Genomic DNA, 24,706 nt, shown 5'->3' with positions numbered 1-24,706 from the left:
TGCGGCAACGGGATTGGCCATCAGTGCTCTCCTTCTCGACGGCGTGGCCGGTGAACCAGTGCGGCAACGGGATTGGCCATCAGTGCTCTCCTGGTCGGCAGTGTGGCCAGTAAGGCAGTGCGGCAACGGGATTGGCCATCAGTGATGTTCCTTCATCGGGCGGGGTCGGGGAGTGGGTGATCGCGTGGCTCATTCGAAGTAGCGGCGTGGGACGTCGACGAGCATCGTGGTGATCTGTTCGTCGGTGACACCGCGTTCGCGCAACGCCGGCAGCACGTCCTCACTGATGTGCCGGAAGTTCCACTTGGGCACCACTTTCCGCTTGTCCTCCGGGTCGAACCAGTCGATGAAGCAGGATGCGTCGTGGGCGAGGCCGATGCGGTCGGCGTAGCCGCGCTTGACGAGCTCGACGATGGTGTTGATGCGGTCGTCGAAGGGCAGCAGGACGTCGAGGCCGAACCGGTCCATCCCGAGAATCGACCCGGCGTCGGCGATCTTCATCAGATAGTCGAGGTCGGTGCTGTCGCCGGAGTGGCCGATGACCACCTTGGTGAGGTCGGCGCCCTCCTCGGCGAGGACGCGTTGGGCGACCAGGCCCGACTCGGTGTGCGGGTTGGTGTGCACGGTGATCGGCGCACCGGTCTGCACACTGGCCTGCCCGACGGCCCGCATGACGCGTTCGACGCCGGGCGTCAGGCCGGGTTCCTCGATGGCGCATTTCAGGAAGGCGGCGCGGACGCCGGTGTCGGCGATTCCCTTGGTCAGGTCGGTGACGAAGTAGGTGACCAGCGGCTCGTCGACGTCGAAAAGCAGGCCCGGGCCGGTGTAGTGGAACTGGAACGGGACGTCGTTGTAGGTGTAGACGCCGGTGGCGACGACGATGTTGAGGTCGATCTGTTCGGCGATGCGCTGGATGCGGGGGATGTAGCGGCCGAGGCCGAGCACGGTCGGATCGAAGATCGTGTCGATGCCGAGGGACTTGAGTTCGGTGAGGTCACGCACGGCCTCGGCGATCTTCTGCTCCTCGTCCCAGTCGTACTGGTAGTTCTCGCGGAACTCCTCACCGAGCACGAAGACGTGTTCGTGGATCAGCGTGCGGCCGAGATCGGCCGAGTCGATGGTGCCGGTGACGGTGTTGACGGCGGACATGCGCTTCCCTTCGCTGCGAGCGGTATCCCCGCGACGTCCGAATGTGGTCTGCGTCACGGTCAGGCCAGCGTAATTGAGTGTGAGTTCAAGTTCAAGGGCATGGGTGATCGGATTCATGCCGCACCGTGACCATCGCGAGACTCAACGCCTCTTGCCTTTTGTCACACTGGTGTGGTGCAGAAGTTACTGATGAGGCGAATGAGGTTTTTGGGACTACTGGTGATTGCGCTGTTCGCCGCGCTCGCCGGTGGAGCCGGCCACGCGGTCGCCGCACCGGAAACCACGACACCCACGACGACGCCGGGTGCCGGTGCCACGCTGCCCGGGGGGATCAGCATTCCGCAGACCGGTATCCCCGAGGTCGACGGGATTATGAACACGTTGTCGGGTAGTGGTTCCGGCGACGGCGCGACCTCCGGTGACACCAGCCAGATGATCGTGGTCACCGCTCCGAATGCGAGCGACGAGACCGGCACACTCACCGCGTTCGAGAAGGATGCGAGCGGAACGTGGAAGCCGGTCTTCGGGCCGACGAAGGCCTACCTCGGCGAACTCGGAATGGGTCAGGCGGCCGACAATGTCTACCGGACGCCGGAGGGCACCTTCGCCCTGGATCAGGCCTTCGGGCGACTGGCCAACCCGGGCACCAAAATGCCGTACTTCAAGACCGACACCCAGGACTGGTGGGACTCGGACATGAAGTCGCCGACCTACAACACCCACGTACGCCAGGTGCAGAGCCCCGGCGGTGACAGTGAGAACCTGTACAACTCCGGCGCGGCCTACGACTACGCGGTGAACATCGCGTCCAACCCGCAGCGTATCCCGGGCAAGGCGTCGGCGATCTTCCTGCACGCCAGCACCGGCGAACCGACGATGGGATGTGTGGCCATCGACAAGGAGGTGCTGCGCAACATCCTCGTCTGGCTCGACCCGGCCAAACGTCCCAAGATCACCATCGGCGTGAACCAGGGAGCACCGACCGGCACCGCGCCCGCGGTGACCACGCCGGGTACGACGACTCCGGGTACGACCACTCCGGGAACGACGACTCCGGGTACCACCACCCCCGGTACCAGTGACCTCGGCTCGAATGCGTTGACCCAGTTGCTCGGTCAGCTCGTCGGACTGCTGCCGGCGCTGCTGGGAGCGGGTGGATAACGCACACAGACTCATCGGTGACGAGGTGACGCCGTCGATCGTGATGATCGGCGGCGTCGCTGCGTGTATCGCACTGTGTCACAACAGCTTCGCTGCGAATCCCACCGCGCGGCGGCCGTCGTAGTCCGGTCGGGCGGCGGTCATCTGATCGACCTGTGCGCGGGCCTGCTCGGCGACCGGCGTGTCGGGATCGAGGACTTCCAGATAGACGCGGTGGGCCGCCAGAGCCCGGATCGCGGAGTCGATGTCGGTAGCGCTCACCGGGACGGCGTGCGTGGCATCAGGACCGTTCTCGAACAACCACCGCGGTCGATCGGCCTGCTCCAACGCCGAGAATGCCTCGCGGACCGCGGCCGAGAACTCGATGTGGTCGGGCTGATTGGGTGCATCGGGGGCCCAGTGCGTGCCGCCGTAGAGCGACACGATGAGGTCGGGACGAATACGGCGGATGGCGTCGGCGATGGTCGCGCGCAGGGTCGCGCTGTTGCGGATGTCGCTGTCGGGGTACCCCCAGAATTCGACCTCGTCGACCCCGACGATCGCCGCCGAGATTCGTTGTTCATTCTCGCGGAGCGGGCCGGCCTCGGCGGGATCCATTCCGGCGATCCCCTTTTCGCCGCTCGAGGCGAGCGCGTAGACGACGTGCTTGCCCTCGTCGGTCCATCGGCGTACGGCGGCGGCGATCCCGTACTCGGGGTCGTCGGGATGGGCGACGAGCACCAGTGCGGTGTGCCAGTCCTCGGGAAAATCGGAGAGGGTGGACATGGACCGACCTTACAGCGGGCCACCCACCGTGATGCCCCCGATGAGCGATGCCCCCGATGAGGAGCACCGCCACGAAAACCGCTCGAAACCGCGCGCGGCCGGTCCGCTACTCTCGTTTCGGCCTCGCCCAAGGCGCCGTGGCCACCGGATGACGGCGCCCGCAGTTGGTGAGGGTGGTAGCCCGTTCGAGCCGGGCCGAGGACCGGGGGGCGCCCCATCCGGGCGCCCCCACGCCTCGTCGGGCTCGGGGTCGGGTCAGCGCTCCCGATCCAGATTGGCCATCTTGAGCACGTCGAGGCGCTTGTCGAGTTCGGCCTCGCTGAGATTCTCACCGATCAGTCCGCGATCGATGACCGTCTGCCGAATCGTCTTGTGCTCCTTGAGGGCCTGCTTGGCGACCGCGGCCGCTTCCTCATAGCCGATCGCGCTGTTCAGTGGTGTCACGATCGACGGCGAACTCTCGGCCAGGGTTTTGAGATGCTCGGTGTTTGCGGTGAGTCCGCTGATGCACCGATCGGCGAAGATCCGGGAGACGTTGGCGAGCAGCTTCAGTGACTCGAGCACGTTGCGGGCCATCATCGGGATGTAGACGTTGAGTTCGAAGGCGCCGTTGCCGCCGCCCCAGGTGACCGCGGCGTCGTTGCCGATGACCTGTGCCGCGACCTGCGTCACCGCCTCGGGCAGAACCGGATTCACCTTGCCGGGCATGATCGAGCTGCCGGGCTGCAGGTCCGGCAGATGGATCTCGCCGAGGCCGGTCAGCGGACCGGAGCCCATCCAGCGGACATCGTTGGCGATCTTGGTCAACGACACCGCCACCGTCTTGAGCTGACCGGACAACTCGACGAGGCCGTCACGCGCGGCCTGCGCCTCGAAGTTGTCCTTCGCCAGCGCGAGGGCGTCGACGTCGGTGAGATTGCGGAGTTCGGCGACGACCTTGGTGCCGAATCCGGCGGGCGCATTGAGGCCGGTACCCACGGCGGTCCCGCCGATCGGCAGTTCACCGACGCGCGGCAGGGTCGCGGTGAGACGCTCCATGCCGGCCTCGACCTGTCGTGCGTACCCGCCGAATTCCTGGCCGAGGGTCACCGGCACCGCATCCATCAGGTGGGTGCGGCCACTCTTGACCACCTCGCGCCACTCCTCCGACTTCGCCAACAGGGCGAGCCGCAGATGATCCAGCGCCGGAATCAGGTCGCTGACCACCGCCTCGGTGGCGGCCACATGGGTGGCGGTGGGGAAGGTGTCGTTGGACGACTGAGACATGTTGACGTGGTCGTTGGGATGGACTTCGACGCCGGCGGCCTTCGCGATCGAGGCGATCACCTCGTTGGTGTTCATGTTGGAGCTGGTACCCGAACCGGTCTGGAACACGTCGATCGGGAACTGGTCGTCATGCTTGCCGTCGGCGATCTCCTTGGCCGCGGCGATGATCGCGTCGGCCTTGGTGGCGTCGAGCAACCCCAGATCCTTGTTGACCTGCGCGCATGCCGCCTTCAGCAAGCCCATCGCCCGGATCTGGGTGCGTTCGAGCGGCCGGTGACTGATCGGGAAGTTCTCCACCGCGCGTTGGGTCTGCGCCCGCCACAGCGCGTCGACGGGCACCTTGACCTCGCCCATCGTGTCGTGCTCGATGCGGTACTGCTGTTCGGCGGGGTGCTGCTCGGCCATGGTTGCAATGCCTCCGGCTTCGTCGGGGAGATAAGGGTGTCCTTGGTCCACCGTACTCAGCGTCTGCAGAACCAACTCCACCCGCTCGTCACAACGGGTTGTTGGTCACAACAGTAGATCGCCGAGCAGATAGGAGATCCCCAATGCCGAGACGCCCACGATGACCGATCGCAGAATCGTGGGCCAGATCGCCGAATGTCCCAATCGGGCAAGGAGCACCGATGTCACGACGAGGGATGCCATCATCGCCAGAATCACCGAGCCGACGTGCCAGCGCCACGGCGTGACGATGGCGAAGAACGCCGGGATCAGCGCACCCAGGGCGAAGCCGACTCCCGCCATCACCGATTCCTGCCACGCCTGACGTGGCGTCGTCCGCTCGCGGATGCCGTATTCGATCTCCAACTGGGTCGACAACGAGTCGGCCGCGGAGAGTTCTTCCGCCACCGTCCGCGATGTCTCCGGGCTGACGCCTTTGTGTTCGAACCATTCGATCATCTCGGCGAGTTCCTCGTCGGGACTGAGTTCCAGCAGTCGCTGCTCGTGAGCGATCGTGGCCTGCTCGGCTTCGAGTCCGGCGAACTCCTCGCCGAGGCGAACGCCGAAGACCGCGAGCGCTCCCACCACCGTGTTGAGGATGATGATCCCGTACGTGGTGTGGGATGCGACGTCGGCGCCGGCCAGACCGAGTCCCATACCGGCGACCGCGATCACGCCGTCGTTGACGTCGACCAGCCGGGTTCGCACGGCGTCGGCGTCGATGCTGCCCCACCGGGAGGTGACGCGTGTGAGGAACGACGACCGACTCAGTTCAGGCTTCTTTCCTCGGATGGGACGACGTCGCTTCACGCTACTCGTGCGCCGCGGCGATCGGGTGGCCGAGAGCCCAGTGCCGTACGCAGGTGTCACGGGGTGGCACCTACATACGGCACTGATCGAGGGTGGGGTGCGCCGTTGTCCACAGGGACGCCGACGCGCGGGCCGACCCTCGTCTCACACGGCCACAATGAGCGTCCATGACGGTGACCTCACGTGTGACCCAGCCCGATGCGACTCGTCTCGACCAACTGCTCGTCGCGCAGGACGGTGTCATTGCTCGTAGGCAGGTCGTCGAGTGCGGATTCTCCGCCGCGTTTCTCCGTCGAAAGCTACGACGCCGGGAGTGGGTGACGGTGTACCCGGGCGTCTACGTCAACCACACCGGGCCGATCACCGGGACGCAGCGGGCGTGGAGCGTCGTGCTCGACGCATTTCCGGCGGCATTGAGTCACCTGTCCGCGATCTCCGACGGTGAGCCGAATGCCGGCGGGCCGGTGCACATCCTGGTCGACCGCCACCGTCGGGTGACCCGACGCGCGGGCGTCGTCGTCCACTACGGCTCACGACTCGATGACAGGGTGTTGTGGCATGCGCATCCACCGCGCGTCCGCCTCGACGAGGCGGTGCTCGACGTCGTCGCCGAGGCCACGTCGACCACCGCCGTCATCGCCTGCCTGGCCGATGTGGTGGGTGCGCGCAGGACAACCGCGGACCGACTGCTCGCGGCGCTGGAGAGCAGGCCGCGCATGGCGAAGCGGGAGTTCGTCGCCGGCGTCCTCCGCGATGTTCGTGACGGTACGTGTTCGGTTCTCGAGCATGGCTACCTGACGAGGATCGAACGAGCACACGGCCTACCCACACCGGAGCGGCAGGCTCCGACAACCGCAGGGCGGCACGGCTTTCGCGACGTCGACTACGAGGACTGGGGGCTCGTCGTCGAACTCGACGGTCGGCTCGGTCATGACGGCCCGGTGGCGCGTGACCGTGACCTCGAGCGGGACCTCGATGCCGCGGTGGCAGCGAGCCGGTTGACACTGCGTCTGGGGTGGGGACAGGTTTTCGGAAGGCCATGTGCCACGGCGGTGAAGCTCGCTCGCGCTCTGCATGCCCGCGGCTGGCGGGGACCAGTCGTCCGCTGTGCGGAGTGTCCACCTGTGCCGTAGATCGGTGTCACATACTGGCACCGATCTACGGCACTGTGCTCTGGCTGTCTCGGGGCTGGCTGTCTCGGGGCTGGCTGTCTCGGGGCTGGCTGTCTCGGGGCTCAGTGTTCCCGCGAACGAATCCGCACCCCACCCAGCGGAACCGTCACGGCGCCACCGGGATCGGTGAAGAAGTCGTTGCCCTTGTCGTCGACGACGATGAAGGCGGGGAAGTCCTCGACCTCGATCTTCCAGACGGCCTCCATCCCCAACTCGGGGTATTCGATGACCTCCTGGCTCTTGATGCAGTCCAGGGCCAGGCGTGCCGCGGGCCCGCCGATCGAGCCCAGGTAGAAACCGCCGTGGGTGGCGCACGCGTTGGTGACCTGCTTGGAGCGGTTGCCCTTGGCCAGCATCACCATCGAGCCGCCGGCTGCCTGGAACTGTTCGACGTAGGAATCCATCCGGCCCGCGGTGGTCGGACCGAAGGAGCCCGATGCCATGCCCTCCGGCGTCTTGGCCGGACCCGCGTAGTAGACCGGGTGATTGCGCAGGTACTCCGGCATCGGTTCGCCGGCGTCGAGACGTTCGGAGATCTTGGCGTGTGCGATGTCGCGGGCGACGACGAGCGGTCCGGTCAGCGAGAGCCGCGTCTTGACCGGGTACTTCGACAGTTCGGCGAGGATCTCCGGCATCGGCCGGTTCAGGTCGATCGCGACGACCTGACCGCCCTCGATGTCCTCGGCCACGCCGGCGTCGGGCATGTAGTGGGCCGGGTCGGTTTCGAGTTGCTCGAGGAAGACGCCGTCGGCGGTGATCTTGCCGAGCGCCTGACGGTCGGCCGAGCAGGAGACCGCGATCGCGACGGGGCACGACGCGCCGTGCCGCGGCAGGCGGACGACGCGGACGTCGTGGCAGAAGTACTTGCCGCCGAATTGTGCTCCGATACCGAAGGATTGGGTCAGCTTGAACACCTCCTCCTCGAGTTCGAGGTCGCGGAAGCCGTGCGCCGACATCGAACCCGAGGTGGGCAGGGTGTCGAGGTAGTGCGCGGAGGCGTACTTCGCGGTCTTGAGCGCGAATTCGGCCGAGGTGCCGCCGATGACGACGGCGAGGTGATACGGCGGGCAGGCCGCGGTTCCCAGCGAACGGATCTTCTCGTCGAGAAACTCCAAGAGGCGCTTGGGATTCAGGATGGCCTTGGTCTCCTGGAACAGGAAGGACTTGTTGGCCGAGCCGCCGCCCTTGGCCATGAACAGGAACTTGTACTCCGGGCCCTTCGGTCCCTGCTCGGTGGCATAGATCTCCACCTGTGCGGGCAGGTTGGTGCCGGTGTTGCGCTCCTCGTAGGTGGTCAGCGGGGCCAGCTGGGAGTAGCGCAGGTTGAGTTTGGTGTAGGCGTCATACACCCCGCGCGAAATCCATTGCGCGTCATCGGCTCCGGTCAGCACGCCCTCGGATTTCTTGCCCATCACGATCGCGGTGCCGGTGTCCTGGCACATCGGCAGCACGCCGCCGGCGGAGATGTTGACGTTCTTGAGCAGGTCGAGCGCGACGAAGCGGTCGTTGCCCGACGCCTCCGGGTCGTCGATGATCTTGCGCAACTGGGCGAGGTGCGCGGGACGCAGGTAGTGGCTGATGTCGTGCATCGCCTCGGCGGTCAGCCTCTGCAATGCCTCGGGGGCGACCTTGAGGAAGCGGTGACCGTCGACGTCGACGGTGGACACCCCCTCGGTGGTGATCAGGCGATAGGGGGTCTCGTCGGCGCCGGAGGGCAGCAAATCGGCATAGCGGAACTCCGGAGCAAGGGCTGGTTTGCTCACCATCGGATTCTATCGTGGCCGGTCAGCGTCGCAATGGGCGCCCGCCGGCCCCGTTCCGAACGGCGGAGGCGGGGATGTGTGTGCCACAGATCACATGCGATGGCTATTGTGGCCTCATCATCAGTGATGGCGGGGAGGAAGGCGGGTGGTCAGGTGCCGGCAATCGTGTTGGCGGAGGTTCGAACGTCGTGTGAGCGGGAGGCGGTGGCCGAGTGGGCTGCGGCCACCCACCCCGAGGCGACGCTGCGCACCCTCGGCGAGGTCGACCCGGACGGCCTCGATCCCGACACCTCGTTGATACCCGCACGGGCCGTGTGGCTCCCGCCGGTACGTCGCGGTGAGCGGCGGGTGTCGATGGCCGATGTCCTCGCACTGTCGAATCCTCGGCGTCCGATGGCCTTCCGGCAGTCGGCCATCCGCAACCGGGCACCGGACCGGCTGCGGGTGGTGGCCGGTGAGGCGGCCACCGTCGACGATCTGCGCACCCGGCACGCGTCGGCGTCGGCCGAAGGGGAATCGTTCGCGAGTTACGTTGCGCTGCAAGCGTCTCTGTCGGCCGAACGCGCCGAACGGCAGCTGGTGGGTGACCGCTACAAGGTGCCCCGGCTGGTCGCCGAACAGATCGGGTCGTCGGCGCGGTTCCGCACCAACGCGGCGAAACTGGCGGCCGAACTCGGGCGTCCGGCGGCCGCGGTGGTGGCCGAGGCCACCGACAAGATGTCGACCTTCGTGGCGACCCAGTCACGATTGATGGACGACGTCTTCTCCTCGACGTTCCGCGCCCTCTACGAGCGCACCTGGACGGTGTCGGCCGACCTCGACACCCTGGGGAAGCTACGGACCCTCAACAAGACCCACGGGTTGATCTTCCTGCCGTCGCATCGCTCCTACGTCGACACCCTGGTGCTCTCGGAAATCCTTCGCTCCCATGACTTCCCACCGAATCTGGTGCTGGGGGGCAACAATCTGGCGCTGTGGCCGCTGGCCCCGATCGCGCGGCGCGCGGGGGTGATCTTCATCCGCCGCCGCTTCGGTGGCGACCCGGTGTACAAGTTCGCGATGCGCTCCTATCTGTCGTTCATCGTGGAGAAACGCTTCAACCTCGAGTGGTACATCGAGGGCGGCCGCAGCCGCACCGGCAAGCTGCGCCCACCGAAGCTCGGCCTGCTGTCCTATGTGGTCGACGCCCTCGCCAACCTCGAGAACGCCGACATGATGGTGGTCCCGACGTCGATCGTCTACGACCAGCTCCACGAGATCGGGGCGATCGCCCGCGAATCGGCCGGCGGGACCAAGAAGCCCGAGAGCGTCACCTGGCTGCTGAAGTACGCCAAGGCGCAACGCACCTACATGGGTGAGGCGCGGGTGCGTTTCGGCGAACCGTTCTCGTTGCGGGAGGCGATCGACAAGGTCGCCGACGACCCGGCCGGGCTGGAGAAGGTCGCGTTCACGGTGATGGACGAGATCAACGCGGCCACCCCGATCTCGGCGACGTCGCTCGCAGGGTTCGCGTTGCTCGGTGCCGGCGATCGCGCCTACACCGTCGCCGAGATCGAGACGATCCTCGCGCCCCTGCTCGACTACATCGACGCCCGCGGACTGCCCGGCCCCGACCCGTCGCTGTGCCGCGGGCTCGGTCTGCAGACGACCCTGCGGGAACTGGAAACCGCCAAGGTCCTCCAACGCTTCACCGGCGGCCCCGACACGGTGTGGTCGATCGCCCCGAACAGCCACGCGATCGCGGCCTACTACCGCAACGGGGCGCTGCATCACTTCGTGGATCGCGCGATCGTCGAGGTGGCGTTGCTGGCGGCGCTCGACGGCGACCTCGGGCATGACCATGAGCACGAGACGATGCTCGCCGCCGCGCAGGAGGAGGCACTGCGGATCCGGGACCTGCTGAAGTTCGAGTTCTTCTTCCCCACCAAGACCGAGTTCCTGCACAGGCTCGGCGGCGAGGTCGACCTGATCGCACCGGAATGGCGCACCGTCACCCCGTCGGCGGAGTGGTTCCACAACACGCTGCTGTCCACGTCGGGAGCATTGTTCGCGCGGCGGACCCTGCAACCGTTCTTCGACGCCCAGTTGGTGGTGGCGCAGCTGCTGGTCTCCGGTGGTGCGGCCGCCCTCGGCAAGGAGCAGGTGATCGCCGACGGACTCGGGCTGGGACGTCAACTGGCGCTGCAGGGTGTTGTGCGCAGCCAGGATTCGGTGTCGACCGAACTGTACGACGCGGCCTACCGGCTGGCGGAGAACCGGCGGCTGATCTCCGGTGGCGACGACGTCGACGTGGTGAGCGCACGGACCGCGTGGCTGGCCGAGGTCGAGCAGATGCGTGATCGTCTCGCGCGTATCGCGGCCATCGAGGTCGCCCAGGAGGAGGCGCTGTCGTGAGTGCGTTCACCCGACGGCTCGAGGCGATCCGGTCGTCGCCACGTGGCAAACACATCGGTGCCTTCTTCGACTACGACGGCACCCTGATCGAGGGATTCTCGGCCACCGCGATCTTCGGGGAACGTCTCCGCAGTCTTGAATTCGGGCTCGGTGAGGTCGCCGACTTCGCCCTCATCGGACTGCGCGGAGTGGAATCCGAACAGGATTACGCCGAGGTGCTCGAGGCCACCAAACCGACCTTCGCCGGCAAACCGTACACCGAGGTGCTGGCCATGGGGGAGCGGCTCTTCCGGCAGGACACCGCCGCCAAACTCCGGCCGCAGATGTGGCAGATCCTGCGGGCGCATCGGGAACGCGGGCATCGCATCGTGATCGCGTCGTCGGCCACCCGGTTCCAGATCGAACCGATCGCGCGTGAGATCGGCGCCGATCACGCCCTGGCCACCGACGTCGAGGTGGTCGACGGCATCGTCACCGGAGCGGTGATCGGCCGACCGCTGTGGGGACCGGGCAAGGCCGCCGCGGTACGCACCCTCGCGCGGGAACACGACATAAACCTCGACGCCTCGTTCGCCTACAGCGACGGCAACGAGGACATCCCCTACCTGGAGAGCGTGGGACATCCGGCCGCGGTGTCGCCGCGCCGCACCCTGCGTGCCGAGGCGAGCGCCCGTGGCTGGCCGATCCTCGACCTGCGCAACCCGTCACACAACCGATGGGCGATGGCGGCGCGGACCGGCGCCTGCTACGGCTCGTTCCTCGCCTCTGCCGCAGCGGGTTTCGTTGCCGGACTGGTACCCGGCGTCGGATCGGAGACGGCCATGCAGGCCGCGGTGGCGATGGGCACCGACGTCGGACTGGCCCTTGCCGGTATCGACGTCAGCGTCCTCGACGGTGGTCAGTACCTCACCTCGTCGCGGCCGTGCGTGTTCGTCTTCAACCATCAGTCGAAGCTCGACCTGGCCGTCATCGTCCACCTGGTGCGGCGTGACGCCACCGGGGTGGCGAAGAAGGAGGTGGGGGACCTGCCGGTCTTCGGGCAGATCCTCGACTCGGCGGGACTGGTGTTCATCGACCGTGCCGATGCCGGACGCGCCATCGACCAACTCGAACCCGCCGTGCGCAAACTGCGCGACGGCGGTGCGTCGCTGGTGGTGGCGCCGGAGGGCACGCGCTCGGCGACCCCGCGGATCGGGCCGTTCAAGAAGGGGCCCTTCCACATCGCCATGCAGGCGGGTGTGCCGGTGGTGCCCATCGTGCTGCGCAACGTCGGCGAATTGATGTGGCGCGGAGCGCAACTCATCTCGCCGGGCACCGTCGAGGTGAAGGTGCTGCCGCCGGTGGACACCTCGACCTGGACCACCGAGGCCGTCGGCGAACATGCCGAGGAGGTGCGTCAGATGTTCGTGTCCACGCTGGCCCAGTGGCCCGTCGAATCGTTCGAGGACGGCCGGATGACCCGCACGATGGAGGCGTGAGATGAGTGAGGACGCACCCCTGTCGTGGGGGACCGAACCGCATATGAGCCCGGTCGACGCCTTGATGTGGCGCGGCGATGCCGACCGCAAACTGCGGGGCACCATCTCCATGCTGGAAATCTATGACCGCGTACCGGATTGGGACCGGTTGCTCGCGGCGCACGACTGGGGAAGCCGGATGGCGCCCCGATTCCGGCAACGCGTCATCGAGTCGCCGTTGGCCACCGGAACACCGAGTTGGGCGGTCGACGCGGAATTCGACCTGCACTATCACGTGCGCCGGATCGCACTCGTCGGCGACGGTTCGATGCGCGAATTGCTGTCCACCTGTGAACAACTCGCGATGACGGCGCTCGATCCGGCACGGCCGCCGTGGGAGGGCTACCTGATCGAGGGACTCGCCGGCGGCAAGTGCGCCTACTTCCTCAAGGCGCACCACGCGCTCACCGACGGCCTCGGCGCCATCCTGGTTCTCGCGCAACTGCATTCGACGTCACGTGACCCGATCCCGGGTAAGCCGCAGCCGCCCGCCCCGATGCCGACATCCATCTCGGCGCTCGATGTGCTCCGGCGACAGATCGGCGAGGAGGTGGCCCGGATACCGCATCGTGCCTCGCTGGCGCTGCGCGGTGTGGCCGCCCTGCGGGACCCGGCCCATGCGCTCAGTTCGGTTCTGCGGTATGGGCGTTCGGTACCGCGGGTGGCCGGGATGGTGTCGCCGCCGGGATCGCCGCTGCTATCGGCGCGCAGCGTGTCGTGGCGGTTCGCCGCGTTCGAGGTGCCGTTTCCGGACATGCAGGCCGCGGCGCGCGCGGTGCGGGCCTCGATCAACGACATCTACCTCGGCGGGCTCATCGGCGGATTCCGGATCTATCACGAGAAGAGCGGTGCCGCACTCGCCCCGATACCGGTGGCCATCCCGATCTCGGTGCGGCGACCCGAGGATCCCGAGGGCGGCAACCGCATCGCCGTCGGGCGGATGGCCGGCCCGATGGACATCGCCGATCCCTTCGAACGGGTCCTGACCATCCGCGAACAGGTGCGGGCCGCCAAGAACGAACCCGCCGTCGACATCTTCAACACCCTGGGGTCGGTGCTCGCCTGGATGCCCGGCCGGCTCCTCGGACAGTTCAGCGGCGCGACGAGCCAGAACGACCTGCAGGCCAGCAACGTCCCCGGAATCCCGTGGGACACCTACGTCGCCGGCGCAAAGGTGGAGCGGCTCTTCCCGTTCGGGCCGCTGCCGGGGTGTGCGGTGATGGCCACGTTGATCACCCACAATCAGATCGCGTGTCTGGGACTGAACTTCGACGCCGCGGCGGTCACCGATCCGGAACTGTTCGCCGAATCCGTCGTCGCCGGTTTCGACGAGGTGCTGGGCCTGGTGGCCGAGGGCCCCGACGGTGCCGATGCCACCCCGGGCGTGATGCGTCGGGTCGTCTGAGGGGGATGTCGAGGCGGGGCCGGTCGCCGGGTGGTCGGCCGGCGCATGGTCGGTGGCCGGGTGGTCAGTCGCTGCGGTGCGGCAGGAACGCGGCGATCACCAACGCCACCACCGCGATCCAGATCGACGACACCCCGATCCAGCGGTAGCCGAAGCCGCCGGCCATCGCACCGCAGGCGAAGACGAGCCAGGTCGCCACGGTGGTGGTCCACTGCCAGGCGTCGTCGGTCCTGATGCCGTACACCAACTGGTGCGCGGCCTTGACCAGGGTCCCGGTGACGTAGGTCAGCCCCACATGCACATCGGTGGATCGCGACAGGGCCGTGTTGATCAGGCCGCTGCCGATCGCGACCACGGGCAGGCCGATCTCCGGTGACACCACGACGGTGAGCAGTGCCCCGAGCGCCACCCAGGCGATCGTCGCCGAGGACTGGATGTGGTGAGCGCGTGGCCCGCCCCATCGGGTGATGACGTTGCCGAGGATGTTGCCGGCGAAGAAACCGATGATCAGGGCCGCGCAGATGGCCAGGGTGTGCCAGTGACCGTAGGCGATGGACTGTCCGAGGATGGTGGTGTTCCCCGACATGAAGGCGACGAAGATTCCGCTGAGAGCCAGGAATGCGACCGCGTCGAGGTACCCGGCCGCGGCCAGCAATGTCAGTGCCAGCGCGCGTTCGGACGGCGCCCGCCCCGGCGTGGCTGCGGCTGTGTCCGACACGGGTGTGAGGGTATCAGCCGAGATAGGTCGGAGAATCGGTGAATGCGCGTGTGTCCATACGACATTCGCCCGGTCCCCTCGTGGGGGACCGGGCGAGGTCAGGAGATCGGACGACTAGATGTCGAGGCGGGCGTACTCACGCAGCTTCGCGGTCTTGTGCACGGCCTCGATGCGGCGGATGGTGCCGGACTTCGAGCGCATCACCAGCGAGCGGGTGGTGGCGCCGCCCGGTCGGTAGGTGACACCGCGCAGCATGTCACCGTTGGTGACGCCGGTGGCGCAGAAGAAGGAGTTCTCGCCGCTGACCAGGATGTCGTTGGTGAGGACCCGGTCGAGGTCGTGGCCGGCGTCGAGGGCCTTCTTGCGCTCCTCCTCGTTACGCGGCCACAGCTTGCCCTGGATCTCGCCACCCATGCACTTCATCGCGACGGCGGTGATGATGCCCTCCGGGGTGCCACCGACACCCATCAGCATGTCGACGGTGCTGTAGTCGCCGGCCGCGGCGATCGACCCGGCGACGTCGCCGTCGGAGATCAGGCGGATCTTGGCGCCGGCCTGACGGATCTCGCCGATCAGATCGGCGTGGCGGGGACGGTCGAGGACGACCACGGTCAGGTCGGCGACGTCGATGCCCTTGGCCTTGGCGACCGAGTTGATGTTCCACTCCACCGACTCGTCGATGTTGATCGCGCCCTTGGCCTCCGGGCCGACGGCGATCTTGTCCATGTAGAAGACGGCCGACGGGTCGTACATGGAGCCGCGTTCGCTGACCGCGATCACCGCGATCGAGTTGGGGCGGCCCTCGGCCATCAGCGTGGTGCCGTCGATCGGGTCGACCGCGACGTCGCAGTCGGGGCCGTCGCCGTCGCCGACCTCTTCGCCGTTGAACAGCATCGGGGCCTCGTCCTTCTCGCCCTCACCGATCACGACCACACCGCGCATCGACACCGTCGACAGCAGTTCGCGCATGGCGTCCACGGCGGCACCGTCGCCGCCCTTCTTGTCGCCGCGACCCACCCAGCGACCGGCCGCGAGCGCGGCCGCCTCGGTGACTCGCACCAACTCCATCGCCAAGTTGCGGTCGGGTGCCTGGTGGGTGGATGCGCTCATGTCTCTTCGACTCCTCGGCGTGCGGCGTTGCGGCTCACCGTCCATCCTCGCATGTCACGCCGCCCGCGCGTCGGCGGGTCGCCCTTTGGGCGCGCGGGGTGTGCGTGCCTGCCATCACACGATTGGGGTCGGCGCGAGGCCGACTGCAATACTGGCCTCATGGCCTCCAAACCGCGCTATCTGACCAGCGGCAAGGACATGATCTGGTCGATCATTCCGCTGCTGGTGATCTGCGCGTTCGTCGCCATGGTCTCCGGCAACTGCTCGGTCGGACTGACCGGGACCGCCAAGGACGACCGGCGCGCACCGTTCGACGTGCAGGGCGCACTGCTCGCCGATTCGCAGTCGATGCCGTTCCCGGTGCGACGCCCCGCCGATCCGGACGGCTGGAAACCCAATTCCGGAAGCCGCGAGAACGCCTCGGGACATGTGCTGAGCAATGTGGGATGGCTGACCCCGTCGGGTAACTACGTGCAGCTCACCCAGACCGACGCCTCCGAGGACACACTCGTCACCCATCTCGCCGGGGGTGGCGACGACGACGAGGTCGCCTCCGGTACCGGTACCCGCGAGATCGGTGGCCATCGCTGGGTGCTCTATTCCACCTACGACGGCAACAACATCTGGATCACCGATCTGGGGAACGTGCGCATCGCGGTGATGTCGACCGGTTCCGCCGACGACATGGAGAAGATGGCCGCGGCGGTTCTCGCACAGCAACCCCTGCCCGGTCGGGGCTGAACCCGGGTCTCACACGCGGTTGGGCAGACACTCTCCCGGCCGTCGTGATCTCATGTCGGATGACGTTGCCGACGTGGCGTCGTGACATGTGGTCGGAAAGAAGGTGTCGGGGTGTTACGACTGCGGATTGTGAGCATGGGCGCACTGGTGGTGGCCGCGGTGGTCTGCATCGTCGGGGCCGTGATCGGCTCCTGGGTGTGGATCATCCCGGCGGCGATCCTGACGCCGCTCGCCGCCCTCGGCATCTACGACCTGCTCCAGCGCAAGCACTCGATCCTGCGGAACTATCCGGTGCTCGGACACATGCGATTCCTGCTGGAGATGCTGCGTCCGGAGATCCAGCAGTACTTCATCGAGCGGAACTTCGACGGCCGCCCCTACGATCGTGACGTCCGCTCCCTGATCTACGAGCGGGCCAAGGGCACCGCGTCGGAATTGTCCTTCGGCACCGAACGCGACATCGACGCCGAGGGTTACGAATACCTCGTCCACTCGGCCGCACCGCTGATGGCGCCGCCCGAGCCGTTCCGGGTGCGGATCGGCGGACCCGACTGCACCCGCCCGTACGACATGTCGCTGCTCAATGTCTCGGCGATGAGTTTCGGTGCGCTGTCGTCGAACGCGTTGCGGGCGCTGAACGAGGGGGCCCGGAAGGGCGGTTTCGCCCACGACACCGGCGAGGGCGGGCTGACGCCGTATCACCTGACCGGTGCCGACGTCATCTGGGAGATCGGCTCGGGCTACTACGGAACCCGCACCGCCGACGGACATTTCGATCCGGACACCTTCGCCGAGAAAGCCGCCACCGAACAGGTCAAGGCGATCCTGGTGAAGCTGAGTCAGGGCGCGAAGCCGGGCATCGGTGGCGTGCTGCCCGGGTCGAAGGTCACCGAGGAGATCGCGCGGTATCGAGGTGTGCCGGTGGGGCGCAAGTGTGTGAGCCCGCCCGCGCATTCGGCGTTCTCCACCCCGCGGGAACTCATCACCTTCATCGGGCGGCTGCGGGAACTGGCCGACGGGAAACCGGTGGGGTTCAAGCTGTGTGTGGGTTCCCGGGTGGATGTGCTGGCGATGTGCAAGGCGATGGTGGAGGAGCAGATCACCCCGGATTTCATCGTCATCGACGGTGCCGAGGGAGGTACCGCGGCGGCGCCGCTGGAATTCGAGGATCACGTCGGTCTGCCCCTGACCGACGGACTGATGACGATGCACAACGCCCTGGTCGGATGTGGTCTGCGGGACCGGATCCGGATCGGGGCGAGCGCCAAGGTGGCCTCCGGCAACGACATCGTCAAACGCCTCATCCAGGGCGCCGATTTCACCAACGCCGCACGCGCGATGATGATGGCGGTCGGCTGCATCCAGTCGCAGCGCTGCCACACCAATCAGTGCCCGGTGGGAGTGGCCACCCAGGACCCGCGGCGGGCGCGGGCGCTGGATGTGGCCGACAAGAGCGAACGCGTCTACCGCTATCACAAGGCGACGGTGGCGCAGGCGATGCGGCTGATGGGTTCGATGGGTATCGACGATCCGGCCCGCCTCGGCCCGCACCTGCTGCGCAAACGGCTCTCGACCACTGAACAGCGGTCCTACGCCGAGATCTACGAGTGGCTCGACGACGGTGTGCTGCTGTGTGATCCGCCGGAATCGTGGGTGGAGGACTTCTCCCGCGCTGATCCGGATTCGTTCCGGCCGGTCGGCTGATCGGGGCCGGTACATCCCGGTCAGGTCCCGACGGCGCGCGGGTCAGTCGTCGAAATCGTCCTCGTCGTCGTCACCATCGTCATCGCCGTCGTTGAGCACTGCCTCGATGCGGTCGCGGGCACCCGCGAGGTGTGCCTCGCAGCGGTCGGCGAGCGCCTCACCGCGTTCCCACAGGGCCAGTGACGCATCGAGATCGAGGCCGCCGCGTTCCAGGGTGGTCACCACCTCCACCAGTTCGTCGCGGGCCTGCTCGTAGCCGAGTTGTTCGACCGGGACGTCGGTGGGCTGGGCTGGATCTTTCGGGGCTGAATCTTTCTGCGATGAATCTTTCTGGCTCCGTTGCGGACTCACTGATCGGGCTCCTGATGATCGGGATGTGCGGGCTGATCGACGTGCGCGTGCAGGGAACCGTCGGCGACGCGGATGCGCAGCGCGGTCCCGGCGCCGACGCCGTCGACGGAGTCGAGGACCTGCGGCGGATCGACGTCGGTGCGTTGCACGACGGCATAGCCGCGGGCGAGGGTCTGGGCCGGCCCGAGGGTGGCCAGCCGCGCGGCGAGGGCCTCGGTGCGGCGCTCCTGGGTGTCGATGAGGCGCAGCACATCACGCCGGATGTCGGAGCGGGCCCGCTCGACGCCCTCGACGTGCCGGTCGATCATCGAGAACGGATCGGCGAGAACGGGTCTCGCGCGCAGGCCGGCGATCACCCGATCCTCCCGGTGCACCCAGTTGCGCAGGGCGTGCGCACTGCGTCGCCGCAGCGCGGTGATGCCGGCCAGTTCGGCCTCGACGTCGGGGACCACACGTTTGGCGGCGTCGGTCGGGGTGGCCGCGCGCAGGTCGGCGACGAGATCGAGCAGCGGCGTGTCGGGTTCGTGGCCGATGGCGCTGACCACCGGGGTGGTGCAGGCGGCCACCGCGCGCAGCAGGGTCTCGTCGGAGAACGGCAACAGGTCTTCGACGCTGCCGCCGCCGCGGGCGATGATGATGACGTCGATGTCGGGGTGTGCGTCGAGGTCGTTGAGGTGGGCGATGATCCGCGTTACCGCCGTCGGCCCCTGGACCGGGGCGTCCCGCACGTCGAAACGCACTGCCGCCCAACGGGTTGACGCGACCGTGACCACGTCGTGCTGCGCGGCGCTCGCCCGCCCGGAGATCAGGCCGATGGTGCGGGGCAGGAAGGGCAGCCGGCGTTTCATCCGGGTGTCGAACAGGCCCTCGGCGGCCAGGAGCTGCCGCAGCCGTTCGATCCGCAGCAACAGTTGCCCGATGCCGATGGGGCGAATGTCGCTGACCCGCAACGAGATCGTACCGCGGCCGGTGTAGTAGCTGGGGCGTCCGAGCATCACCACGTGCGCGCCCTCGGTCAGCGGCACCTCGGAGCGGGCGAGCAGATCGGGGCTGCAGGTCACCGAGATGGAGATGTCGGCGGCCGGATCCCGCAGTGTCAGAAAGGATGTGCGGGTGCCCGGGCGTCGGCTGATCTGGGTGATCTGGCCTTCCACCCAGATCTGGCCGAGACGATGCACCCAGTCGGCGATCTTGGTGTTGACGGTGCGGACCGGCCAGGGATTGTCGGCGGTGTTGGCCCCGGCGGTCACGGTGTCCCCGGTGCGACGGTCACAGCCCCCGGAAAGGTGACGCGCCCCGTCACGAGGAGGTGGAGCGCTTGTTCTCGGCGGCGGTGATCCGGTTGTCGATCATCGTGATGAACGGTGCGCGGTTGCGGGTGCTCTTCTCATACGCCAGAAGCGCGGTGAGGTCGTCGACGCTGACGGTGCGCAGCTTGGCGCGCAGCTGGGCGAGGGTGAGGGTGTCGTAGTCGGTGTACTCGACGACTTCGGGCACATCGCCGGATGCCGGCGACTCGGCGTCCGCCTCGGAGGCGGACTCGTGGGCCGAGTCGATGACGTCCTGGGGCGCGGAGCTGTAGAGCGCGAACCGGCCGGCGTCGGCGCGGGGCGCCTCGGATTCGGGCGCCGGGGCCGGAGCGGATGCCTTCTTGGCCGGAGTCTTCGCGGCCGCCGGAGTTTTCTTGGCCGCCGGGGCCTTCTTCGCCGGCGTCTTTGGTTCAGGGGCCTTGGTGGCGGGTGCCTTCTTCGCGGCCGCCTTCTTCGCCGGAGCCGGTGTGGCCGCCGCCGGCGTCGACTCGTCGGTGGTGCCGCCCTTGCGCCCGGACTCGATCGGCACGACCGACTCGGTGACGTCGATCTCGTCGTCGTCGAAGCGGGCCCACGACGGTTGCTCGTCGGGATGGTCGAAGAGGAACTCGAGCGCGGTGTCACCCTTGATGGCGAGTTCGGCGATGCCCTGCTGTGCGCGCATCGCGAACTGCAGGGTTTCGCTGACCGCGGTCATCGGCAGGGTGACGAGCAGAGTGGGGAGCTTGCGCGTCTCCTCGATCGCGGTGACGACGAGACCTGCGGCGATACGGGCCGGATAAGGTGCGCGAACCATGGGTTCACTCTGCCATCTTCGCTCGTGGCGGCCAACACGTACCCTGGGAGTCATGTCTGAACCCAAGCGCGTCCTGCTCGCCGAACCGCGGGGGTACTGTGCCGGCGTCGACCGGGCCGTGGAGACCGTCGAGCGTGCCCTCGACAAACACGGGGCTCCCGTCTACGTCCGCAAGGAGATCGTGCACAACCGGCACGTCGTCGACACGCTGGCCGAACGCGGTGCGATCTTCGTCGGGGAGACCGACGAGGTGCCCGAGGGGGCGATCGTCGTGTTCTCCGCGCACGGTGTGTCCCCGGAGGTCCACCGCACCGCCGCGGTGCGCAACCTGAAGACCATCGACGCGACATGTCCGCTGGTCACCAAGGTGCACCAGGAGGCCAAGCGATTCGCCCGCGACGATTACGACATCCTGCTCATCGGCCACGAGGGCCACGAGGAGGTCGAGGGCACCGCCGGTGAGGCACCCGAGCACATCCAGCTCGTCGACGGCCCCGACGCGGTGGACAAGGTGACCGTGCGTGACGAGTCCAAGGTGATCTGGCTGTCGCAGACCACGCTGTCGGTCGACGAGACGATGGAAACCGTCCGGCGCCTGCGCGAACGTTTCCCGGAACTCAACGACCCGCCGAGCGACGACATCTGTTACGCCACCCAGAACCGGCAGGTCGCGGTGAAGGCGATGGCCCCGCAGTGCGACCTGGTGATCGTCGTCGGGTCGAAGAACTCGTCGAACTCGGTGCGTCTGGTGGAGGTGGCCCTGCAGAACGGGGCGGCCGCGTCGTATCTGGTCGATTACGCCCGCGAGATCGACCCGTCGTGGCTCGAGGGCGTCAGCACCGTCGGCATCACCTCCGGCGCGTCGGTCCCCGAGGTGCTGGTGCGCGGCGTCATCGACTTCCTCTCCGAGTACGGATTCGACTCGGTGGAGAAGGTCACCACCGCCGAGGAGACGCTGACCTTCGCGTTGCCGCGGGAGCTGCGGCCGGCGCGGACGGCGCGCTGACCTCCCTGACCTCCTCGGCCATCTGCATGCCCAACTCCCACCTGCACGCAATGCATTCCGTGCAGGTGGGAGTTGCGCGCGCAGCTTCCGGAGCCGACCGCTCAGTACTCGTCGGGTTCGAGTCGGCGGACCCGACGATGCGGTAACGACAGCGCGAGCACCACGATCACCAGTGTCACCGCCACCGCCACGCCGATCAGGGCGACGTTGCGGGCGGTGTGGTCGACGACCGGCGGGGCTGCCGGGGCGGCGATCGGCGCCGACGTGGCCGGCTCGACCGCGGGACCGAGTTCGGCGGTCAGGGCCGCCACCGGATCGATGACGCCGTAACCGATGGCCTGGTCGTGCCCGGTCCCGGGCGCGTGGGCCGTGGCGATGATGCGGTCCATCACCTGTCCCGCCGACAGTTGCGGGTAGCGGGCGCGGATCAGCGCGGCGGTCCCGGCGACGTAGGGCGCGGCAAAGCTGGTGCCCAGCACCGGAACCGGGCCGGAGTCGCTGCGCAGGGCATTCACCAGCGCGGAACTGCGCGGGGTGCTGTCGAGGCTGACGATGTCGGTCCCCGGGGCGGCGACGTCGACCCACGGGCCGTGCAGGCTGAAGGAACTCGGGGCACCCGAACCGGCATCGACCGCACCGACGGTGAGCACATACGGGGAGAACCAGGCGGGGCTGGCGACGGTCACCACCGAACCCCAGCCCGCGGTGTCGGCGGGATCGGGTGCCGGATTCTGTTGTGCGCAGGCCGATCCCTGTGACAGATTGCCAGCGGCGACGACCACCACCACATTGCGTTCATAGGCGTGGCGGACGGCCGCGCCCAGCGCTCGATCGGCGGGACGGTCGCCGGCGGACGAACAGGCCACCTCGGAGATGTTGATGACCGTGGCACCGAGATCGACGGCCCGGACAACCGCGTTCGCCAGTGTCGACACGGACCCGTAGCCGCCGCCGACCGCGGGATCGGAATCCTCCCGCCGGCGGTCGGCGGCGTCGAACGCCGCGCTCGACTGCCGGATCGAGATGATCGAGGCATCGGGCGCGACCCCGACGAAGGCATCGTCGGATGACGGTGCGGCGCCGATGATCCCGGCGACCAGTGTCCCGTGCGCGTCGCAGTCGGACAGGCCGTCGCCGGCCGAGACGTAGTCGCCACCACCGCGGAGCCGGGGCAGGCGCGGGTGCGGTGACACACCCGTGTCGATGACCGCGACGCGCTGCCCGGCGCCCCGGGAGAACCGCCACGCGTCATCGAGATTCATCATCCGCTGCGCGGGCGGGACCCGGGTGGGGGACGGTGCGGTGAGGGGCCGCGCGCACAGGGTCCGCTGTTCGGTGCGTTCCGGCGGTGCCACCGGCGCCGAACGCACGAGTGCGCCCGTGTCGATGACCGGCGGTGTCAGGGCGGACGCAGGCGCCGCGCCGCCCAGTGCGACGATCACCGCGGTGAGCGCTGCGGCCAGGACACGCCGGGCACCCGACGCGGTGTCCGAGGTCATCTCACAGATTCCGGACGGTCTGATACAGGTCGAGAATCCATGCCAGCAGCGGCACGATCACGGCGATCAGCGCGTACTCCGTCAGCTCCGCCAGCCGACGCATCACCGGCGAAAACGCATGTCGCGGAGCCACAACCCCGCCGATCATGGCGGCGATCATGGCGAGGACACCCACGGCGAAACCGGCGAGCGGCCACATCCCCGGGCCCAGCGCCCACGACGCGACGATCGCGGCCAGCGTCAGACACCCGCCGGTGACCAGGGTGGCGGCCTGCGCCAGATCGGAGTGCGACCGCCCGCGCAGGCACAGCACGACGGCGACGATCATCGCCAACGACATCGACCGCCAGTCGATTCCGGCCCACGGGGTGGCCGTCACAACGGCGGCGACCGCCGTGATCACCGTCGATCCGGCGACGATCCCGGTGAGGTAGGCGTTCGCCAGGTAAGAACGACGTTCCAGTGCATCGGTTTTGGGTAGGGCGATGGCGCCGATCGCGCCGATCCCCTCGATGGTCGGGGGTGGCTCCGCGTCGTCGATGTCGATGGGTGCCCCGGCCGTCGGCACGGGCGGAAGCGGCAGTTTGGCGAGCACGATGGTCAGCCGTGGCGCCAGGCCGATCACCACCAGGCCGACCACCGCGGTCACCGCCGCCACGTCACCACCGGGCGCGGTCAGGAGAAGATCGGCGACACAGGCGCAACCACCCAGGATCGATGCCGTGATGACCGCGCTGTGGATCACCGGCCCGGCCGCCGAACACCGATAGGAGATCACCGCACACACCAGTGCGCTCGCGAACCCCAGGCTCACTCCGGCGGAGCCGAAAGTGCCGGGCACGCCCAGCATCCCGGCCGCGAATGCGGGCGGGATCGCGGCCGCCGACAACGCCGCGGCGGTGGCTCCGTCACGACGATGACGCGCCACGATCGTCGACGCGGTGATCAGTGCGACGGCGGCGAGCGCGGCCGGGATCGCCGGCCACCAGTCACTGTGCTGGGCACGCATGCCGCACAGGCTCACCGCGGCGACCAACGACGCGAGGATCGTCGCGGAGAAACCGAGAATCCGGGCGGCACGTGCAGACCAGTTGGCGAAATGCGACTCGTTGAGCCGCGCGACCGCGTCGACGACGTCGTCGTAGAGGACCGGTGCCTCGCCGGTACGCAGCCGGGAGATCACCAGCAGGTCGCCGTGGCGGACCCCGCACTCCGCCAGCGACCGCTCGAGGGGCAGTGGGTGTCGGCCGATGTGCGACAGGGTCCACCGGTGACGGTGATCGTCGGGTCGCGAACCCTCCGACGCCGCATCGCCATCCGGGTCATCGCTCCGGCTGCGCCGGGGACTGCGGGATTCGACGTGGGCGATGAGATCGGTCATCAGCGCGGCGATGGGCACACCGGCCGGGAGTGCCACGTCCATCTGGGTGTTGCCACCGAGCACCGACACCCGCACCATCGTGGGCTCGACTGTGGGGGTATCCGCCGACGGCGCGGAATCCGGCGGTATCGATGTGACCGGGTGCCCCGTTGACCGTGTATCCACAAGTGACATCTACCGTTACCTCCCCGCTGGTTCGCAGTTACCATAACCGGACATCACGGTCCGGGTGACCCGGGCCACT

At 67.9% G+C, this 24,706-nt stretch carries 20 protein-coding genes; 8 read left to right on the top strand and 12 right to left on the bottom strand.

The annotated features are described in order from the left end of the window. Window positions 1–189: 189 nt before the first annotated feature. Entirely contained in the window at window positions 190–1,149 is a 960-nt protein-coding gene (locus ABLE94_RS08710) for a phosphotriesterase family protein (protein ID WP_348802697.1), read from the bottom strand. A gap of 198 nt (window positions 1,150–1,347) precedes the next feature. On the opposite strand from ABLE94_RS08710, the gene ABLE94_RS08705 reads away from it, so the two are divergent. Continuing rightward, on the top strand, window positions 1,348–2,310 hold the full coding sequence (locus tag ABLE94_RS08705) for a L,D-transpeptidase family protein (protein ID WP_348808584.1): 963 nt from the start codon (window positions 1,348–1,350) through the stop codon (window positions 2,308–2,310). 78 nt (window positions 2,311–2,388) lie between these two features. Here ABLE94_RS08705 and ABLE94_RS08700 read toward each other — a convergent pair whose 3' ends face one another. The 3 genes from ABLE94_RS08700 to ABLE94_RS08690 all read right to left on the bottom strand — a co-directional run bounded on the left by ABLE94_RS08700 (window position 2,389) and on the right by ABLE94_RS08690 (window position 5,595). Beyond that, window positions 2,389–3,075 carry a PIG-L deacetylase family protein gene (locus tag ABLE94_RS08700; protein ID WP_348802695.1) on the bottom strand — a complete coding sequence of 229 codons (687 nt, stop codon included), beginning with the start codon at window positions 3,073–3,075 and terminating at the stop codon, window positions 2,389–2,391. Between the two features lie 255 nt (window positions 3,076–3,330). Continuing rightward, a complete protein-coding gene (locus ABLE94_RS08695) occupies window positions 3,331–4,746 on the bottom strand; it encodes a class II fumarate hydratase (RefSeq protein WP_348802694.1) in 1,416 nt (471 codons plus the stop codon). Between the two features lie 105 nt (window positions 4,747–4,851). Next, a complete protein-coding gene (locus ABLE94_RS08690; protein WP_348808583.1) occupies window positions 4,852–5,595 on the bottom strand; it encodes a VIT1/CCC1 transporter family protein in 744 nt (247 codons plus the stop codon). A gap of 173 nt (window positions 5,596–5,768) precedes the next feature. On the opposite strand from ABLE94_RS08690, the gene ABLE94_RS08685 reads away from it, so the two are divergent. Next, window positions 5,769–6,728, top strand: coding sequence for a hypothetical protein (locus ABLE94_RS08685; RefSeq protein WP_348802692.1), 960 nt, complete (start codon window positions 5,769–5,771; stop codon window positions 6,726–6,728). A gap of 101 nt (window positions 6,729–6,829) precedes the next feature. Here the strand turns inward: ABLE94_RS08685 and ABLE94_RS08680 are convergent, their stop codons facing one another. Next, a complete protein-coding gene (locus ABLE94_RS08680; protein WP_348808623.1) occupies window positions 6,830–8,530 on the bottom strand; it encodes a fumarate hydratase in 1,701 nt (566 codons plus the stop codon). Between the two features lie 126 nt (window positions 8,531–8,656). On the opposite strand from ABLE94_RS08680, the gene ABLE94_RS08675 reads away from it, so the two are divergent. From ABLE94_RS08675 to ABLE94_RS08665, 3 genes are read left to right on the top strand one after another with little or no spacing between them, the layout of a single operon-like run. Further along, on the top strand, window positions 8,657–10,924 hold the full coding sequence (locus tag ABLE94_RS08675; protein ID WP_425476170.1) for a glycerol-3-phosphate 1-O-acyltransferase: 2,268 nt from the start codon (window positions 8,657–8,659) through the stop codon (window positions 10,922–10,924). After that, window positions 10,921–12,402, top strand: coding sequence for an HAD-IB family hydrolase (locus ABLE94_RS08670; protein WP_348808582.1), 1,482 nt, complete (start codon window positions 10,921–10,923; stop codon window positions 12,400–12,402). Before ABLE94_RS08675 ends, ABLE94_RS08670 begins: the two co-directional genes overlap by 4 nt. Before the next feature lies 1 nt (window position 12,403). Further along, the gene (locus tag ABLE94_RS08665) at window positions 12,404–13,846 is read left to right on the top strand and encodes a wax ester/triacylglycerol synthase domain-containing protein (RefSeq protein WP_348802686.1); all 1,443 of its coding nucleotides are present in this window, start codon (window positions 12,404–12,406) and stop codon (window positions 13,844–13,846) included. A gap of 64 nt (window positions 13,847–13,910) precedes the next feature. Here the strand turns inward: ABLE94_RS08665 and ABLE94_RS08660 are convergent, their stop codons facing one another. Together ABLE94_RS08660 and glpX are read right to left on the bottom strand one after the other, a co-directional pair. Beyond that, a complete protein-coding gene (locus ABLE94_RS08660) occupies window positions 13,911–14,564 on the bottom strand; it encodes a YoaK family protein (RefSeq protein ID WP_348802685.1) in 654 nt (217 codons plus the stop codon). 114 nt (window positions 14,565–14,678) lie between these two features. After that, entirely contained in the window at window positions 14,679–15,674 is a 996-nt protein-coding gene (glpX, locus tag ABLE94_RS08655) for a class II fructose-bisphosphatase (protein ID WP_348802684.1), read from the bottom strand. A 159-nt stretch (window positions 15,675–15,833) separates the two neighbouring features. Here glpX and ABLE94_RS08650 point away from each other — a divergent pair, with 159 nt between their 5' ends. After that, a complete protein-coding gene (locus tag ABLE94_RS08650; RefSeq protein ID WP_348808581.1) occupies window positions 15,834–16,415 on the top strand; it encodes a DUF4245 domain-containing protein in 582 nt (193 codons plus the stop codon). 135 nt (window positions 16,416–16,550) lie between these two features. Then, entirely contained in the window at window positions 16,551–18,119 is a 1,569-nt protein-coding gene (locus ABLE94_RS08645; protein ID WP_348802682.1) for an FMN-binding glutamate synthase family protein, read from the top strand. A 42-nt stretch (window positions 18,120–18,161) separates the two neighbouring features. On the opposite strand, the gene ABLE94_RS08640 is transcribed toward ABLE94_RS08645, so the two are convergent. Genes ABLE94_RS08640 through ABLE94_RS08630 form a run of 3 tightly spaced genes read right to left on the bottom strand, consistent with a single transcriptional unit; the run spans window position 18,162 to window position 20,576 of the window. Further along, window positions 18,162–18,470 (bottom strand): exodeoxyribonuclease VII small subunit, encoded by a 309-nt coding sequence (locus tag ABLE94_RS08640; protein ID WP_348802681.1) that lies wholly within the window; start codon window positions 18,468–18,470, stop codon window positions 18,162–18,164. Beyond that, on the bottom strand, window positions 18,467–19,720 hold the full coding sequence (xseA, locus tag ABLE94_RS08635; protein WP_348808580.1) for an exodeoxyribonuclease VII large subunit: 1,254 nt from the start codon (window positions 19,718–19,720) through the stop codon (window positions 18,467–18,469). Before xseA ends, ABLE94_RS08640 begins: the two co-directional genes overlap by 4 nt. A gap of 49 nt (window positions 19,721–19,769) precedes the next feature. Beyond that, a complete protein-coding gene (locus ABLE94_RS08630; RefSeq protein WP_348808579.1) occupies window positions 19,770–20,576 on the bottom strand; it encodes a lipid droplet-associated protein in 807 nt (268 codons plus the stop codon). A gap of 52 nt (window positions 20,577–20,628) precedes the next feature. Here ABLE94_RS08630 and ABLE94_RS08625 point away from each other — a divergent pair, with 52 nt between their 5' ends. Beyond that, on the top strand, window positions 20,629–21,582 hold the full coding sequence (locus tag ABLE94_RS08625; RefSeq protein WP_348802678.1) for a 4-hydroxy-3-methylbut-2-enyl diphosphate reductase: 954 nt from the start codon (window positions 20,629–20,631) through the stop codon (window positions 21,580–21,582). Between the two features lie 101 nt (window positions 21,583–21,683). Here ABLE94_RS08625 and mycP read toward each other — a convergent pair whose 3' ends face one another. Both mycP and eccD read right to left on the bottom strand, forming a co-directional pair. Beyond that, on the bottom strand, window positions 21,684–23,081 hold the full coding sequence (mycP, locus tag ABLE94_RS08620) for a type VII secretion-associated serine protease mycosin (RefSeq protein WP_348802677.1): 1,398 nt from the start codon (window positions 23,079–23,081) through the stop codon (window positions 21,684–21,686). A gap of 1 nt (window position 23,082) precedes the next feature. Then, complete coding sequence (gene eccD, locus ABLE94_RS08615; protein ID WP_425476167.1) at window positions 23,083–24,636, bottom strand: type VII secretion integral membrane protein EccD; 1,554 nt, start codon at window positions 24,634–24,636, stop codon at window positions 23,083–23,085. Between the last annotated feature and the right edge of the window lie 70 nt (window positions 24,637–24,706).

Origin of the sequence: Gordonia sp. VNK1 (genome assembly GCF_040049135.1) — a bacterium.
GTDB lineage: Bacteria > Actinomycetota > Actinomycetes > Mycobacteriales > Mycobacteriaceae > Gordonia > Gordonia oleivorans.
The sequence above is the reverse complement of the archived record's forward strand: the minus strand, read 5'-3'. Positions and strand labels throughout refer to the sequence as shown.

Coding starts and splice junctions, on each gene's coding strand:
- ABLE94_RS08710 (WP_348802697.1), bottom strand. CDS start 1,149: ATGTCCGCCGTCAACACCGTCACCGGCACCATCGACTCGGCCGATCTC.
- ABLE94_RS08705 (WP_348808584.1), top strand. CDS start 1,348: ATGAGGTTTTTGGGACTACTGGTGATTGCGCTGTTCGCCGCGCTCGCC.
- ABLE94_RS08700 (WP_348802695.1), bottom strand. CDS start 3,075: ATGTCCACCCTCTCCGATTTTCCCGAGGACTGGCACACCGCACTGGTG.
- ABLE94_RS08695 (WP_348802694.1), bottom strand. CDS start 4,746: ATGGCCGAGCAGCACCCCGCCGAACAGCAGTACCGCATCGAGCACGAC.
- ABLE94_RS08675 (WP_425476170.1), top strand. CDS start 8,657: ATGGCGGGGAGGAAGGCGGGTGGTCAGGTGCCGGCAATCGTGTTGGCG.
- ABLE94_RS08665 (WP_348802686.1), top strand. CDS start 12,404: ATGAGTGAGGACGCACCCCTGTCGTGGGGGACCGAACCGCATATGAGC.
- glpX (WP_348802684.1), bottom strand. CDS start 15,674: ATGAGCGCATCCACCCACCAGGCACCCGACCGCAACTTGGCGATGGAG.
- ABLE94_RS08650 (WP_348808581.1), top strand. CDS start 15,834: ATGGCCTCCAAACCGCGCTATCTGACCAGCGGCAAGGACATGATCTGG.
- ABLE94_RS08645 (WP_348802682.1), top strand. CDS start 16,551: ATGGGCGCACTGGTGGTGGCCGCGGTGGTCTGCATCGTCGGGGCCGTG.
- ABLE94_RS08630 (WP_348808579.1), bottom strand. CDS start 20,576: ATGGTTCGCGCACCTTATCCGGCCCGTATCGCCGCAGGTCTCGTCGTC.
- ABLE94_RS08625 (WP_348802678.1), top strand. CDS start 20,629: ATGTCTGAACCCAAGCGCGTCCTGCTCGCCGAACCGCGGGGGTACTGT.
- mycP (WP_348802677.1), bottom strand. CDS start 23,081: ATGACCTCGGACACCGCGTCGGGTGCCCGGCGTGTCCTGGCCGCAGCG.
- eccD (WP_425476167.1), bottom strand. CDS start 24,636: ATGTCACTTGTGGATACACGGTCAACGGGGCACCCGGTCACATCGATA.